13 protein-coding genes are annotated in these 12,485 nt (G+C 70.3%); 1 reads left to right on the top strand and 12 read right to left on the bottom strand.

The window, feature by feature from the left end:
- Positions 1-81 precede the first annotated feature (81 nt).
- The 9 genes from ABZT93_RS36500 to ABZT93_RS36460 form a co-directional block, all read right to left on the bottom strand.
- Entirely contained in the window at positions 82-846 is a 765-nt protein-coding gene (locus ABZT93_RS36500; RefSeq protein WP_356112774.1) for a DUF3159 domain-containing protein, read from the bottom strand.
- Between the two features lie 3 nt (positions 847-849).
- Complete coding sequence (locus ABZT93_RS36495; protein ID WP_037710883.1) at positions 850-1,248, bottom strand: OB-fold nucleic acid binding domain-containing protein; 399 nt, start codon at positions 1,246-1,248, stop codon at positions 850-852.
- 46 nt (positions 1,249-1,294) lie between these two features.
- Positions 1,295-1,978 carry a response regulator gene (locus tag ABZT93_RS36490; protein ID WP_356112772.1) on the bottom strand — a complete coding sequence of 228 codons (684 nt, stop codon included), beginning with the start codon at positions 1,976-1,978 and terminating at the stop codon, positions 1,295-1,297.
- A complete protein-coding gene (locus ABZT93_RS36485) occupies positions 1,975-4,530 on the bottom strand; it encodes a sensor histidine kinase KdpD (protein WP_356112770.1) in 2,556 nt (851 codons plus the stop codon). The genes ABZT93_RS36490 and ABZT93_RS36485 overlap by 4 nt, the downstream gene beginning before the upstream one ends.
- A 503-nt stretch (positions 4,531-5,033) precedes the next feature.
- A complete protein-coding gene (locus tag ABZT93_RS36480; protein WP_356112768.1) occupies positions 5,034-5,726 on the bottom strand; it encodes an ABC transporter ATP-binding protein in 693 nt (230 codons plus the stop codon).
- Between the two features lie 85 nt (positions 5,727-5,811).
- On the bottom strand, positions 5,812-6,978 hold the full coding sequence (locus ABZT93_RS36475) for an alginate lyase family protein (protein ID WP_356112767.1): 1,167 nt from the start codon (positions 6,976-6,978) through the stop codon (positions 5,812-5,814).
- Between the two features lie 154 nt (positions 6,979-7,132).
- Positions 7,133-7,891, bottom strand: coding sequence for a DUF3710 domain-containing protein (locus ABZT93_RS36470; protein ID WP_356112765.1), 759 nt, complete (start codon positions 7,889-7,891; stop codon positions 7,133-7,135).
- A 1-nt stretch (position 7,892) separates the two neighbouring features.
- Positions 7,893-8,444 carry a dUTP diphosphatase gene (gene dut, locus ABZT93_RS36465; protein ID WP_356112763.1) on the bottom strand — a complete coding sequence of 184 codons (552 nt, stop codon included), beginning with the start codon at positions 8,442-8,444 and terminating at the stop codon, positions 7,893-7,895.
- Positions 8,441-9,025, bottom strand: coding sequence for a PaaI family thioesterase (locus tag ABZT93_RS36460; RefSeq protein WP_356112761.1), 585 nt, complete (start codon positions 9,023-9,025; stop codon positions 8,441-8,443). The genes dut and ABZT93_RS36460 overlap by 4 nt, the downstream gene beginning before the upstream one ends.
- 58 nt (positions 9,026-9,083) lie before the next feature.
- Between ABZT93_RS36460 and ABZT93_RS36455 the strand changes: the two genes are divergently transcribed.
- Positions 9,084-9,548 (top strand): DUF3093 domain-containing protein, encoded by a 465-nt coding sequence (locus ABZT93_RS36455; protein WP_356112759.1) that lies wholly within the window; start codon positions 9,084-9,086, stop codon positions 9,546-9,548.
- Positions 9,549-9,601: 53 nt separating this feature from the next.
- On the opposite strand, the gene ABZT93_RS36450 is transcribed toward ABZT93_RS36455, so the two are convergent.
- From ABZT93_RS36450 to ABZT93_RS36440, 3 genes are all read right to left on the bottom strand, one after another.
- Complete coding sequence (locus ABZT93_RS36450) at positions 9,602-10,534, bottom strand: hypothetical protein (protein ID WP_356112757.1); 933 nt, start codon at positions 10,532-10,534, stop codon at positions 9,602-9,604.
- A 13-nt stretch (positions 10,535-10,547) separates the two neighbouring features.
- On the bottom strand, positions 10,548-10,844 hold the full coding sequence (locus ABZT93_RS36445) for a DUF4193 domain-containing protein (protein WP_005481602.1): 297 nt from the start codon (positions 10,842-10,844) through the stop codon (positions 10,548-10,550).
- Between the two features lie 404 nt (positions 10,845-11,248).
- The gene (locus tag ABZT93_RS36440) at positions 11,249-12,484 is read right to left on the bottom strand and encodes a HAMP domain-containing sensor histidine kinase (protein ID WP_356112755.1); all 1,236 of its coding nucleotides are present in this window, start codon (positions 12,482-12,484) and stop codon (positions 11,249-11,251) included.
- Position 12,485 lies beyond the last annotated feature (1 nt).

The raw sequence follows: 12,485 nt of genomic DNA, 5'->3' as shown, positions 1-12,485 counted from the left end.
AAACCTGATTCCACCCCCCCCCCACTTCCTACCTGAGGGCGCCCCGCACACGCGGGGCGCCCTCCGTCGTCGTAGAGCGATCTAGGCTTCTCGTCGGTGCCGCCCGCCCGCGGCCTCCGTGTCCCCGCGCTCCGCGGCCTGCGCCGCCTTGCGCTCTTCCTCGGCCTTCTCCTCGGCCTCCATCTCCGCGAACACGTCGATCGGAGCCGGCGCCTTCGCGAGGAAGACCCAGGTGAGCCACACGGCCAGCAGGAACGGCGGGATCTTCAGGGCGACCAGGACCCAGCCGAGCTGCGCGGTGTCGGCCCACCAGTACAGCGGGAAGAGGATCGCGCACTTGGCGAGCAGGATGCCGCCCCAGGCGTAACTGGCCTTGGCGTACGCCTTCTTGCGGCCGGGGTTGCGGGTCCGCCAGGAGAGGTTCTCCTTGAAGACCGGGCCGAGGATGAGACCCATCAGCGGCACACCGGCGAGCGTGGTGATGACGTACGCCAGGCCGAGGCCCAGGGTGTACAGCATGCCCGGTAGGTAGAAGTTCTTGGCGTTGCCCGTCATCATCGCGAAGACGACACCGAAGGCGACGCCGAAGACACCGCTGAAGGCGTGCTTGACGGTGTCCCGCATGACCAGACGGACCACGACCAGCAGCAGCGACACCGCGAGCGCGGCGATCGCCGACAGGTGCAGGTCCTTGTTGATCGTGAAGATCGTGACGAAGAGCAGGCCCGGCAGGACCGTCTCGACCATGCCCCGGACGCCGCCGAAGGCCTCGAACAGGGCGGCCTCGGTCACCGCCCGTGCGTTCTCGGCCTCAGTGTCTTCGGTCGGCTTGTCGAGAGACGTCACCGGCTACTCCCGTCCCACGGGTCGGAGTTCGTATTTCGGATTGAACAGCACCCGGCGGCCCCGGCTCATCGAGATCCGGCCCGATGCGATCAGCTTGCGCCCCGGTTCTATCCCGACTATGGAGCGCCTGCCGAGCCACACCACGTCCAGGGCGGCGGAGCCGTCGAACAGCTCGGCCTCCAGGGCCGGGACGCCCGCGCGCGGTCGCAGGGTGACCGTGCGCAAGGTACCAGTAACTGTCACGATCTGGCGGTCGTGACAATCACCGATCCGGGTGCAGCCGGCGGTCTCGGTGTCCTCCCGCAACTCCTCGGACTCCAGATCCTCCTGCGACGAGGAGAGCCGGTCGAGCATGCGCCGGAACCGGCCCACCGGCTTCTCGGAACGAGGAACAGCACTCATATCCGAAAGCGTACCGGGGTGCGCCGACAGCGTTGTACCCGCAGCACTAGCGTTCGAACCGGTATCCCATGCCCGGTTCCGTGACGAAGTGCTTCGGATGCGAGGGGTCGGCCTCCAGCTTCCGCCGCAGCTGGGCCATGTAGACCCGCAGGTAGTTCGTCTCCGTCCCGTACGACGGCCCCCAGACCTCCTGGAGGAGCTGCTTCTGGCCGACCAGCCGGCCGGTGTTGCGGACCAGCACCTCCAGCAGGTGCCACTCGGTGGGAGTGAGACGAACGTCCCTGCCGTGCTTGCGGACCTTCTTGGCGGCCAGGTCGACGGTGAACTCGTCGGTCTCCACCAGTACGTCGTCCTCGCCGCCCCCGGTGGGCTCGGCGCGGCGCACGGCGGCCCGCAGGCGGGCGAGCAGCTCGTCCATGCCGAAGGGCTTGGTGACGTAGTCGTCGGCGCCCGCGTCCAGTGCCTCGACCTTCTCGTCGGAGGAGTGCCGGGCGGACAGCACGAGGATCGGCACCCGGGTCCAGCCGCGCAGCCCCCTGATCACCTCGACGCCGTCCATGTCGGGCAGGCCCAGGTCGAGGACGACCACGTCGGGGTGGCGGGCGGCGGCGACCCGGAGCGCGGTGGCGCCGTCGTGCGCCGCGTCGACCTCGTACTCGCGCGCCTTGAGGTTGATCACGAGGGCGCGCACGATCTGCGGCTCGTCGTCGATGACCAGCACTCTGGTCATGTGGCCTGCCTTTCGGATTCTGCGTCTTCGAAGTCATCTGCGAGGAACTGGGCGTGCGCGTCCGCCGCGCGGAGCGTCAGCACCATGGTGAGACCCCCGCCGGGCGTGTCCTCGGCGTTGAGGGTGCCGTTCATGGCCTCCGCGAAACCCCGGGCCACCGCGAGCCCGAGCCCCACCCCGGCGCCGCGCGGGGCGTCGCCGTAGCGCTGGAAGGGCGCGAAGATGCGCTCCTTGGCCTCGTCGGGGACGCCGGGGCCGCGATCCACGACCCGTACCTCGACCCGGTCGGCGATGGCGCTGGCGGAGACCCGGACGGGGTCGTCCGGCGGGCTGTACTTGACGGCGTTCTCGACCAGGTTGGCCACCGACCGCTCCAGCAGCCCCGGGTCGACGGCGACCATCGGCAGCGATTCCGGGACATCCAGCTCGACGCTCCCGTCCGGCACCCCGCCGAGCGCCATCGGCACCACCTCGTCGAGGTCGATCTCGCGGATGATCGCGGTGACCGTGCCGGTCTGCAGGCGGGACATGTCGAGCAGATTGCCCACGAGGTGGTCCAGCCGGTCGGCGCCCTCCTCGATGCCTTCAAGGAGCTCGGCCTGGTCCTCCTCGGACCAGGCCACGTCGTCGGACCTGAGCGAGGAGACGGCCGCCTTGATCCCCGCGAGCGGCGTCCTCAGGTCGTGCGAGACGGCCGCCAGGAGCGCCGTACGGATGCGGTTGCCCTCGGCCAGCGTGCGGGCCTGGTCGGCCTCCTCCTGGAGCCTGCGCCGGTCCAGGACGACGGCGGCCTGGGCGGCGAAGGCGGCGAGCACCCGGCGGTCCTCGGCGGGCAGCACCCGGCCGGTGAGCGCGAGCGCCATGTGATCGCCCACCGGCATGTCGACGTCGGCGTCCTCCGGCCGCTCCACGGGCGGTCCCAGTCCCGCCCGGCCCGCGCAGGTCCACGGCTCGACGTCACCCGCCCGTTCCAGCAAGGCCGCCGACTCCATGCCGAACGTCTCCCGGACGCGCTCCAGGAGCTCCTCCAGGCGGGTCTCGCCGCGCAGGACGTTCCCGGCGAGGAAGGACAGGATCTCCGACTCGGCGCGCAGCCGGGCGGCCTGGTGGGTCCTCCTGGCCGCCAGGTCGACGACGGAGGCCACCGAGATGCCGACGCCCACGAAGATCACGATGGCGACGATGTTCTTCGGGTCGGCGATGGTCCAGCGGTGCAGGGGCGGTGTGTAGAAGTAGTTCAGCAGCAGCGAGCCGACCGCGGCGGACGCGAGCGCGGGGAAGAGTCCGCCGAGCAGGGCCGCCGCGACCACGACCGCCAGGAACAGCAGCATGTCGTTGGCGAGGCCGAGGTCGACGGTGGTGAGGAGGACCGTCAGGAGCGCCGGGCCGGTCAGGCCGACCAGCCAGCCCCACAGGATCCGGGCCCGTCCGAGCCGCGCGCTGCGGGCGACGGGCAGTCCGCGCCCCTTGGCGACCTCGTCGTGGGTGACGATGTGCACGTCCAGGTCGGGCCCGGACTCGCGGGCCACGGTCGCGCCGACGCCGGGGCCGAAGACGTACTGCCAGGTCTTGCGGCGGGAGGAGCCGAGGACGATCTGGGTGGCGTTGACCCCGCGCGCGAAGTCGAGCAGCGCGGCCGGTATGTCGTCGCCGACCACGTGGTGAAAGGTTCCTCCCAGGTCCTCGACGAGGGTCCTCTGGACGGTGAGCTCCTTCGGCGAGGCGGAGGTCAGACCGTCACTGCGGGCTATGTAGACGGCGAGCACCTCGCCGCCGGCGCCCTTCTCGGCCAGGCGCGCGGCCCGCCTGATCAGCGTCCGTCCCTCCGGCCCCCCGGTCAGCCCGACCACGATCCGCTCCCTGGACCCCCAGATCTTCGAGACCCGGTGCTCGCTGCGGTACTGCTTGAGGTACTCGTCGACCCGGTCGGCCACCCACAGCAGCGCGAGCTCGCGCAGGGCGGTGAGGTTGCCGGGCCGGAAGTAGTTCGACAGGGCCGCGTCGACCTTGTCGGGCTGGTAGATGTTGCCGTGGGCCATCCGCCGCCGCAGCGCCTGGGGCGACATGTCGACAAGCTCGATCTGGTCGGCCCGCCGTACGACCTCGTCGGGGACGGTCTCCCGCTGCCGCACCCCGGTGATCGCCTCGACGACGTCGCCGAGCGACTCCAGATGCTGGATGTTCACGGTCGAGACCACGTCGATCCCGGCCGCGAGCAGTTCCTCCACGTCCTGCCAGCGCTTGGCGTTGCGCGAGCCCGGGATGTTGGCATGCGCGAGTTCGTCCACCAGGGCGACGGCGGGGGCCCGCCGCAGGACGGCGTCGACGTCCATCTCTGTGAAGACGGAGTCCCGGTACTCGACCTCCCTGCGCGGGATCTGCTCGAGCCCGTGCAGCATCACCTCGGTACGCGGCCGCCCGTGGTGCTCCACGAAGCCCACGACACAGTCGGTGCCCCGCTCGATCCTGCGGTGCGCCTCGGAGAGCATCGCGTACGTCTTGCCGACGCCCGGTGCCGCACCGAGGTAGATCCGAAGCTTGCCGCGTCCCATGGATTCAGTGTCTTCCGGTCAATACTGCCTGCGCAGCGTCGACCTTACGGCCGCCGCTCCCGGCAGCGGGCGTCAGGAGCGGCGCCGGGGCGCTCTTTGACGGAACTCTGACGCGGGGTCCGGGACACCGCGGCGGGGCCCTGCGGAGCCTCGGGGCTGGGCGTGGGAGGCCGGGGCTCGGTGGCAGAGAGCCGGGCGCACCTGGTGGCCCTGAACGCCGTACGGGGACCTTGGAAGCCCGGCTTGGCGGCCGAGGAGGCCGAGGAGGGAGCCCGGGAAGGGAGACGGGCGGTGGCCGCCCCCGCCGAGCCGCCGACCCACGTACTGCGCGGCAACAAAGATGATCGTCCGGCGCCCCGGACGGAAGCCGCACCCCCTCGTGGCCGCACCGGACTCACCGAAGCCCCCTCGCGGTCACGGCACCGGCCCCCTCTGTCCGAGGCAGCCCGAAACGCACCCCGCTCCCCGCCCGCCCCGCACGGGAAGCGCGGCCCGACGCCCCCTCAGTGCGCCACGATCTCCCCGTCCCTCAGCTCCAGGACCCGGTCCGCCAGGTCCAGGAGGGTCGTGTCGTGGGTGGCGACCAGGGCGGTGACGTTCTCACTGCGTACGACGGCCCGCAGCAGCTCCATGACGGCGTGCCCGGTCTCCGCGTCCAGTTGCCCGGTCGGCTCGTCGGCGACGAGGAGGGCGGGGTTGTTGGCGAGGGCGCGGGCGATGGCGACACGTTGCTGCTGGCCGCCGGAGAGCTCACCCGGCCGCTGCTTCGCGTGGTCCGCGAGGCCGACCAGGGCCAGCAGCAACTCGACGCGCTCCTCACGCGCGCGTGCGTCCATGCGGCGCAGCCGCATCGGCACGCCGACGTTCTCGGCGGCGGTGAGGATCGGGATGAGCCCGAAGGACTGGAAGACGAAGCCGATGCGGTCCCGGCGCAGGGCCAGCAGCCCGTCCTCGTCCAACCCGGCGAGGTCCACCCCGTCGAGCACGACCCGCCCCCGGTCGGGCCGGTCGAGCCCGCCGACGACGTTGAGGAGCGTGGTCTTCCCGGATCCCGAGCGCCCCTTGAGAGCGACGAGTTCCCCGCGCGGCACCTCGAAGGAGACTCCGCGCAACGCGTGCACCGCGGCGGCCCCCGCGCCGAACGACCTGTGGATGCCCTCGACCCGCACCATGGTCTCGGTGACCACCTGAGTCATGCGTCCTCCCCCGTGACACCGCGAAACCCGAACCCCTGAAGCCGGGCGCCAGTATCACCGCCCGGCGCCCCGGCCTTCAACGGTCTCAGCTCGGGTTGTCCCCGTGGGTGAGGGTCTCCCAGGCCACGAAGAGGTTGTTGCTGCCCGCCGGACGGTTCCGCTCGGTCAGCGCTTGCGTGTTAGTCATGCCCATGCCAAGTCTGTTGTGCAAGGCGTTGTACCCGACCTCGGTGACCGGCCCGAGCCCGAGCTTCAGCGACCCACCGCACAACCAGCTCGGCACCGCCGTCCCCAGCTCGTACTTGGCCTGGAACCCCAGCGCCTGCCGCAGCCGCTCCCCCACGTCGGTGCCGTACAGATCCTGCCCTTGGATCCGGCTCGTCTCGGCGACGTGCGAGATCGCGGAGATGCCGTACCCGGTATGGGTGAGGTCCCGGCAGGTCTCCTGGGTGAGGCCGGTGACGAAGGTGGACTGCCCCTGCCAATAACCGACGATCTTGTCCCGGGTGTCGAGGTTCTGGCTCGGCACGGTCTTCGGCAGCTCGCCGTCGGAGGCGAGGTAGACATAGGCCGCGGTACGGGTGCGGAACCTCGCCATGGCCTTGTCGTACGACGTCTTGTCCTCCAGGAAGACGGAGATGCCGACGGCCGCCTCCGTCATCGACAGCTCCCAGTTGCCGTTGGAGTTCGAGCCGTTGATGACCTCGGGCAGATAGACGTTCCGCAGCATGGTCGCGAAGCGCCCGGAGTTCGGCCAGCTCCCGGTGTACGTGTACTTGATGATCTCGGCGGCCCTGGGCCACGTGGAGCCGGCCCAGCCGGTCTGAAGGGGCGCGTTGCTGTTGGTGTGGTCGGTGATCACCGCCGACCAGGCGTCCATGAGCTGGACGGCCTTCCTGGCGTACCGCTCGTCGCGGGTGATGTACCAGGCGAGGGCGTCGGTGTAGGCGGCGATCGCGTCCTCGCGCTCGTCGGTGCAGCCGTAGTTGGGGTTCGAGTACGACCCGCACTCGACGACCGCGCGCGGTTTGGGCGTGCGGTTCAGATCGGCGTACCTGCTCGCCAGCATCTGGTCGAAGGCGCTCTTCCAGGGCTGGGCACCCGCGTTCACCTTGCCGCGGGCGAAGTCCAACTGCCCCTGGGAGACGGCGACCCCGGGGTGGACGAAGGTGGCGGGGGCGGCCTCAGCGGGCCAGGCGAGGGCGCCGGCGACCAGGGCGGCAGCGGCGGCGAGGAGTGCGGTTCTGCGCATGCGTGGGGGCCTTTCGTTCTCGTACATGAACGGAAAGCGCCTTTATGAACAGAGGCGTTGAGCGGAGAAGGTAGGTACAGACCAATCGGCCGTCAAGAGTCCACGCACGACAAAGGGCCGCACCCCGCAACGGGGTACGGCCCTCGACGTCGTACTAGCGGACCTCGGTGATCTCCGGTCCGCGCTGGAGCTGACCCATACCGCCGGAGAAGCGGGAGCCCTCGTCCTGCTGCTGGATACCCTCGGGGACCATCTGAGCGTCGTTCGGCAGCTTGAGGACGATCGGGTCGCGGGGCGCCATCGGGCCCTCGCCGCGGACCACGACCGTGTCCCGGAAGATCTGCTCCAGGAGCCCGGCCGCCTGCGGCTGCACCGCGCCCTGTCCCGAGATCACACCGCGCAGGAACCAGCGCGGACCGTCCACACCCACGAACCGCACGACCTGGAAGCCGCCCGTGCCGTCCGGCAGCTGCACCGGCACCTGGGCGCGCAGCTCCCAGCCCAGCGGACCCTCGACCTCGTCGACGATGCCGCCCTGCTGGGTGATGCCGGAGCCGATCTCCTCGCGCACCTCGCCCCAGATGCCCTCCCGCTTGGGAGCGGCGAAGGCCTGGAGCTGGATGGCGCTGTCACGCAGGACGACGGTGGCCGCGACGATCGCGTCGCCCGCGACCTCGACCCGCAGCTCCATGCCGTCGACACCCGGCACGAACAGACCGCCCAGGTCCACCCGGCCCTCGGCGGGGTCGCGGACCTCGGTGTCGTCCCAGGGTCCGTCGGGACGCGGCTCCGGCTCCAGCCGTACGCGCTCGCGCTCTACGTCGTCCGCCTCAGTGTCGACGCTGTCGACGACCTGCTCGGCCTCGCCGGCCGCGTCCTCGGCGGCACCCTTCTTCTTGCGACGTCCGAACACGTCACTGTCCTTCCCGGTCGGATACGACCGATGCGTATCGATTCCCACCCGTTGTGCCGCCCACGGCGGCCTCAGCGTCTGTATCGCCCCCGTCGCCCACGGCGGCGTGACCGCCGGTGGACCCGAAGCCCCCCTCGGCCCGCGCCGACTCGGGAAGCTCCGCGACCTCCTGGAAGCGGACCCTCTCGACCTGCTGGACGACGAGTTGGGCAATCCGGTCGAAACGCTCGAACCGCACCGACTCGTGCGGGTCGAGATTCACCACGATCACCTTGATCTCCCCACGGTACCCGGCATCAACCGTCCCCGGGGCATTCACGAGAGCGACACCGCAGCGGGCGGCGAGACCGGATCGTGGGTGCACGAAGGCCGCGTACCCCTCCGGCAGCGCCACAGACACCCCCGTGGGCAGCACGGCCCGCTCCCCGGGCTTCAGTTCGCGGCTCTCGGTGGTCCGCAGATCGGCCCCCGCGTCACCGGGGTGCGCGTACGACGGAAGCGGTACGTCGGGGTCGACGCGCCGGATCAGCACGCTCAGGGGGTCACGGCTCACGGGTTCACCTCGAAGGCACGGGCACGCCGGACCTGGTCCGGGTCGTCCATGGCGGCCCGGATCTCCTCCGGACGGCCGTTGTCGATGAAGTGGTCGACCTTGACCTCGACGAACAGGGCGTCCGCGCGGACCGCGACGGGTCCCTGCGGACCGCCGATCCGGCCGGTGGCGGTCGAGTAGATCTTCCGCTCGGCGACCGCGGTCACCTCGGCCTCCAGGTACAGCACCGTGCCGACGGGCACCGGCCGCACGAAGTCGGTCTCCAGGCGTCCGGTCACCGCGATCGTGCGCAGCAGCCAGTTGAGCGAGCCCAGGGTCTCGTCCAGGGCGGTCGCGAGCACACCGCCGTGCGCGAGTCCGGGAGCGCCCTGATGGGCGGGGCGCACGGTGAACTCGGCGGTGACCGAGACCCCCTCGCCGGCCCGCGCCTCCAGGTGCAGCCCGTGGGGCTGCTCGCCGCCACAGCCGAAACACTGGCCGTAATGCGCACCGAGCAGCTCACCGGGCGCGGGAGCGTCCGGGTGGCGCACGGGTTGCGCGGCGTCGGCGGGAGGCTTGAGAGCCGGGGAAGTACCACTCACAGGCGCAGACCTTACCCGCGCGTCGGCGCTGTCAGGACACCGTGCCAAGCTTGGTTTCATGCAGCCCTCCGCCGCCCCGTACGACGAACGCCTCACTGCCCCCCGCTCCTGGTGGCTGATCTCCTTCCTGGTCGGGGTCGCCTTCGCACTGATCCTGCTCCCCTTCGGGACACTTCCGCTGCTCGGCGGCCTGGTCGGCGGCACCGCCGCGGCAGCGGTCATGGCCAGCTCCTACGGCTCGCTGCGCATCCGGATCGTCGGTGACTCACTGATCGCGGGCGAGGCGAAGATCCCGGTGTCGGCGCTGGGCGAGGCGGAGATCCTGGACCCGGAGGAGGCCCGCGCCTGGCGGACCTACAAGGCCGACACTCGCGCCTTCCTGCTGCTGCGCTCCTACATCCCCGGGGCGCTGAAGGTCGAGGTCGTCGACCCGGACGATCCGACGCCGTATCTGTACCTGTCGACGCGCGAGCCGGAGCGGCTGGCCGAGGCGCTGAAGACGGCCCGCACGGCCGCCGCCTAGAACGTTCGTGCAGGGCTTCACCCGACGGCGAAGCCCGAAGTCACACGGAAGTCTTACCCCTCCAGCTCCAACGGGTCCGCCGGCGTCTCCAGGGTGGGAAGTTGGGACAGCGCGTCCCACGGCACCTGGATCTTCCGCAGGTCCTTGCGGATGTGCTCGGCGAGTCTCCTGGTGTCGCGGCGGTTCATGACCGCCCCCACGGCCGCGCCCACCATGAACGGCATCAGATTCGGCAGGTCACGGACCATCCGCTTCATGATCTGCTGCCGCAACTGCTGTTTCATCGGGCCGTTGAGCGCACCGCTCACCGTCGACGGCTTCTTCACGTCGATCCCGCGCTCCCCCGACCAGGAGTCCAGGTACGCGGTACTGCGCTGCTTGAGATTTCCCGGCGGCCGTACGCCGTAGACCTCGTGGAGTTCGGCGATCAGCTTCAGCTCGATCGCGGCCACGCCGGTGATCTCGGCGGCCAGTTCGGTCGGCATCGCCGGCGGCACCGGAAGCATCGCCGCCGCGCCGACCCCCGCTCCGACCGTCGCCGTGGCGCTCGCGGCGCCGGTGACGAGCTTGTCCGCGAGCTCCTCGGGTCCAAGACCGGGGAACTGGCGGCGGAGGGTCGCGAGGTCCCGTACGGGGATACGCGGGGCGTTCTCGATGATCCGGTCAGTGAGGTACGACAGGCCCGCCCTGGCCCGGCTGCCGCCCTTGCGGACCCCTTCCCGGGCCCTGTCCCGGATCGCCGACACCCTCCCCCACTCTCGACTTCGCTCGAGCGGGGGGACCCCCAGTCCGGCGCCGGGTGCGGGCGTCCTGGTCGAATCGGCCTGCACCGGGAGGTCAACCCGGTCGGCCACCGGTTCGAGCGAGGCTCCCGGACCGGAAGAGCCCCGCTCGTCGTCACGCGCGCGGTGGGGGCCGTCGGACGGCCCCTGCCCCGCTCCCTGCTGGGGGGAGCGGCGCTTCCAAGGAGGGGTCGAGCCAGTCATGCCCGACCCGCCCTCAGTCGCAGTCGCGGCAGATCGGCTGGCCGTTCTTCTCTCGGGCCAGCTGGCTGCGGTGGTGCACCAGGAAGCAGCTCATGCAGGTGAACTCGTCCTGCTGCTTGGGCAGCACCCGGACGGCCAGCTCCTCGTTCGAGAGGTCCGCTCCGGGCAGTTCCAGGCCTTCGGCGGCCTCGAACTCGTCGACGTCCACTGCGGAGGTCGACTTGTCGTTCCTACGCGCCTTGAGCTCTTCAAGGCTGTCCGAGTCGACGTCGTCGTCGGTCTTGCGTGGGGTGTCGTAATCCGTTGCCATGTCGCTCTCCCCCTCTGGGTGTCTGCGGTGTCTCCAGCGCACGTAACGCGTGAGAGGCCGGACTTGTGCCCGACCCGAGGCGGAGATTTTGCCTCACATCAAGGTCTGTTACTCAATCGACACCCAACCGGACTCCTCTTGAGTGATCGGGTTGGATGGCGATCGGGACCGTACACGGTCCGAATCCCGCACTTCAAAGGCGTCTCACCGTGTACTTCCCGTGAGCAGGACCCCTGAAAACCCGGATTATCCCGGCTTTCCGACAGGGTGCATGATCACCGAGAGTAGATGGCGGGAAATTCTCCCTTGTGATCGATCACACACGGGATGGTTCGCCCAGTGCCCAGAAAATTCCGCGCAAAGCGAACATCCCCGTGTGTCGACCTCGGTGCGGGGCCATGATCTCAGACCGGCAGGGTGACTCGCATCATCAGCCCACCCCCTTCGCGCGGCTGAGCCGTGATGTGCCCGCCGTGCGCCCGTGCCACGGACCGCACGATGGACAGGCCCAGCCCGACGCCCTTGTCGCTGCCGGTACGGTCGGCGCCGCGCAGCCGCTTGAAGGGCTCGAAGAGATTGTCGACCTCGTACGCCGGCACGACCGGGCCCGTGTTGGAGACCGTGAGGACCGCGTGACCGTTCTCGACGGCCGTGGTCACCTCGACCCAGCCGTCCTCCGGCACGTTGTAGCGCACGGCGTTCTGCACCAGGTTCAGGGCGATGCGCTCCAGCAGGACGCCGTTGCCCTGGACGACCGCCGACTTCTGTTCGCCGCGGATCGCCACGCCCTTGGCCGCCGCCTCGCCGAGCACCTGGTCGACCGCCTGCTCGGCGACCTCGGCGAGGTCCACGGGCTTGCGCTCGACGATCTGGTTGTCGCTGCGGGCGAGCAGCAGCAGGCCTTCCACGAGCTGTTCACTGCGCTCGTTGGTGGCCAGCAGTGTCTTGCCCAGCTGCTGGAGCTCCACCGGCGCGCCCGGATCGGACAGGTGTACCTCCAGGAGCGTGCGGTTGATCGCCAGCGGTGTCCGCAGTTCGTGCGAGGCGTTGCCGACGAAGCGTTGCTGGGCCGTGAAGGCCCGCTCCAGGCGCTCCAGCATGTCGTCGAAGGTGTCGGCCAGTTCCTTGAGCTCGTCGTCCGGGCCGTCCAGCTCGATACGGCGGGAGAGATCGGAGCCGGCCACCGAGCGCGCGGTGCGCAGGATCCGGCCGAGCGGCGACAGGACCCGTCCCGCCATCGCGTAGCCGAAGGCGAAGGCGATGATCGCGAGGCCGAGCAGGGCCAGCAGCGAGCGGCTGAGCAGGTTGTCCAGGGCGTGCTGGCGCTGGTCGTTGACGCAGCTGTCCATGGCCTTGTTCATGACGTCGGGTGAGACGTCCGAGGGCAGGTTGCAGATGTCGCTGGCGATCCTGCCCTCGGTGATCTTGAAGGGCAGTTCGCTGCCGACGTTCAGCGCCTGGGCGGCGATCAGGTAGATGATCGACAGCAGCAGGATGCCCGCGATCAGGAACATGCCGCCATACAGCAGCGTGAGCCTTATGCGGATGGTCGGGCGCAGCCACGGCAGCGGCGGCGCCGGCCTCCTGGGGTCCCACGTGGGCTTCGGGGGCGCCTGGGGAGGCGCGGGAGACGAGGCCACG

The organism is Streptomyces sp. NPDC005303 (assembly GCF_040607335.1).
In the GTDB taxonomy this organism is placed as follows: Bacteria; Actinomycetota; Actinomycetes; order Streptomycetales; family Streptomycetaceae; genus Streptomyces.
This window is presented reverse-complemented; position numbering and strand designations above follow the sequence as displayed.

Excerpts from the sequence above, each read along its gene's own strand:
- ABZT93_RS36495 (WP_037710883.1), bottom strand. The coding sequence starts at position 1,248 with ATGAGTGCTGTTCCTCGTTCCGAGAAGCCGGTGGGCCGGTTCCGGCGC.
- ABZT93_RS36490 (WP_356112772.1), bottom strand. The coding sequence starts at position 1,978 with ATGACCAGAGTGCTGGTCATCGACGACGAGCCGCAGATCGTGCGCGCC.
- ABZT93_RS36480 (WP_356112768.1), bottom strand. The coding sequence starts at position 5,726 with ATGACTCAGGTGGTCACCGAGACCATGGTGCGGGTCGAGGGCATCCAC.
- ABZT93_RS36485 (WP_356112770.1), bottom strand. The coding sequence starts at position 4,530 with ATGGGACGCGGCAAGCTTCGGATCTACCTCGGTGCGGCACCGGGCGTC.
- ABZT93_RS36445 (WP_005481602.1), bottom strand. The coding sequence starts at position 10,844 with ATGGCAACGGATTACGACACCCCACGCAAGACCGACGACGACGTCGAC.
- ABZT93_RS36475 (WP_356112767.1), bottom strand. The coding sequence starts at position 6,978 with ATGCGCAGAACCGCACTCCTCGCCGCCGCTGCCGCCCTGGTCGCCGGC.
- ABZT93_RS36450 (WP_356112757.1), bottom strand. The coding sequence starts at position 10,534 with ATGACTGGCTCGACCCCTCCTTGGAAGCGCCGCTCCCCCCAGCAGGGA.
- ABZT93_RS36455 (WP_356112759.1), top strand. The coding sequence starts at position 9,084 with ATGCAGCCCTCCGCCGCCCCGTACGACGAACGCCTCACTGCCCCCCGC.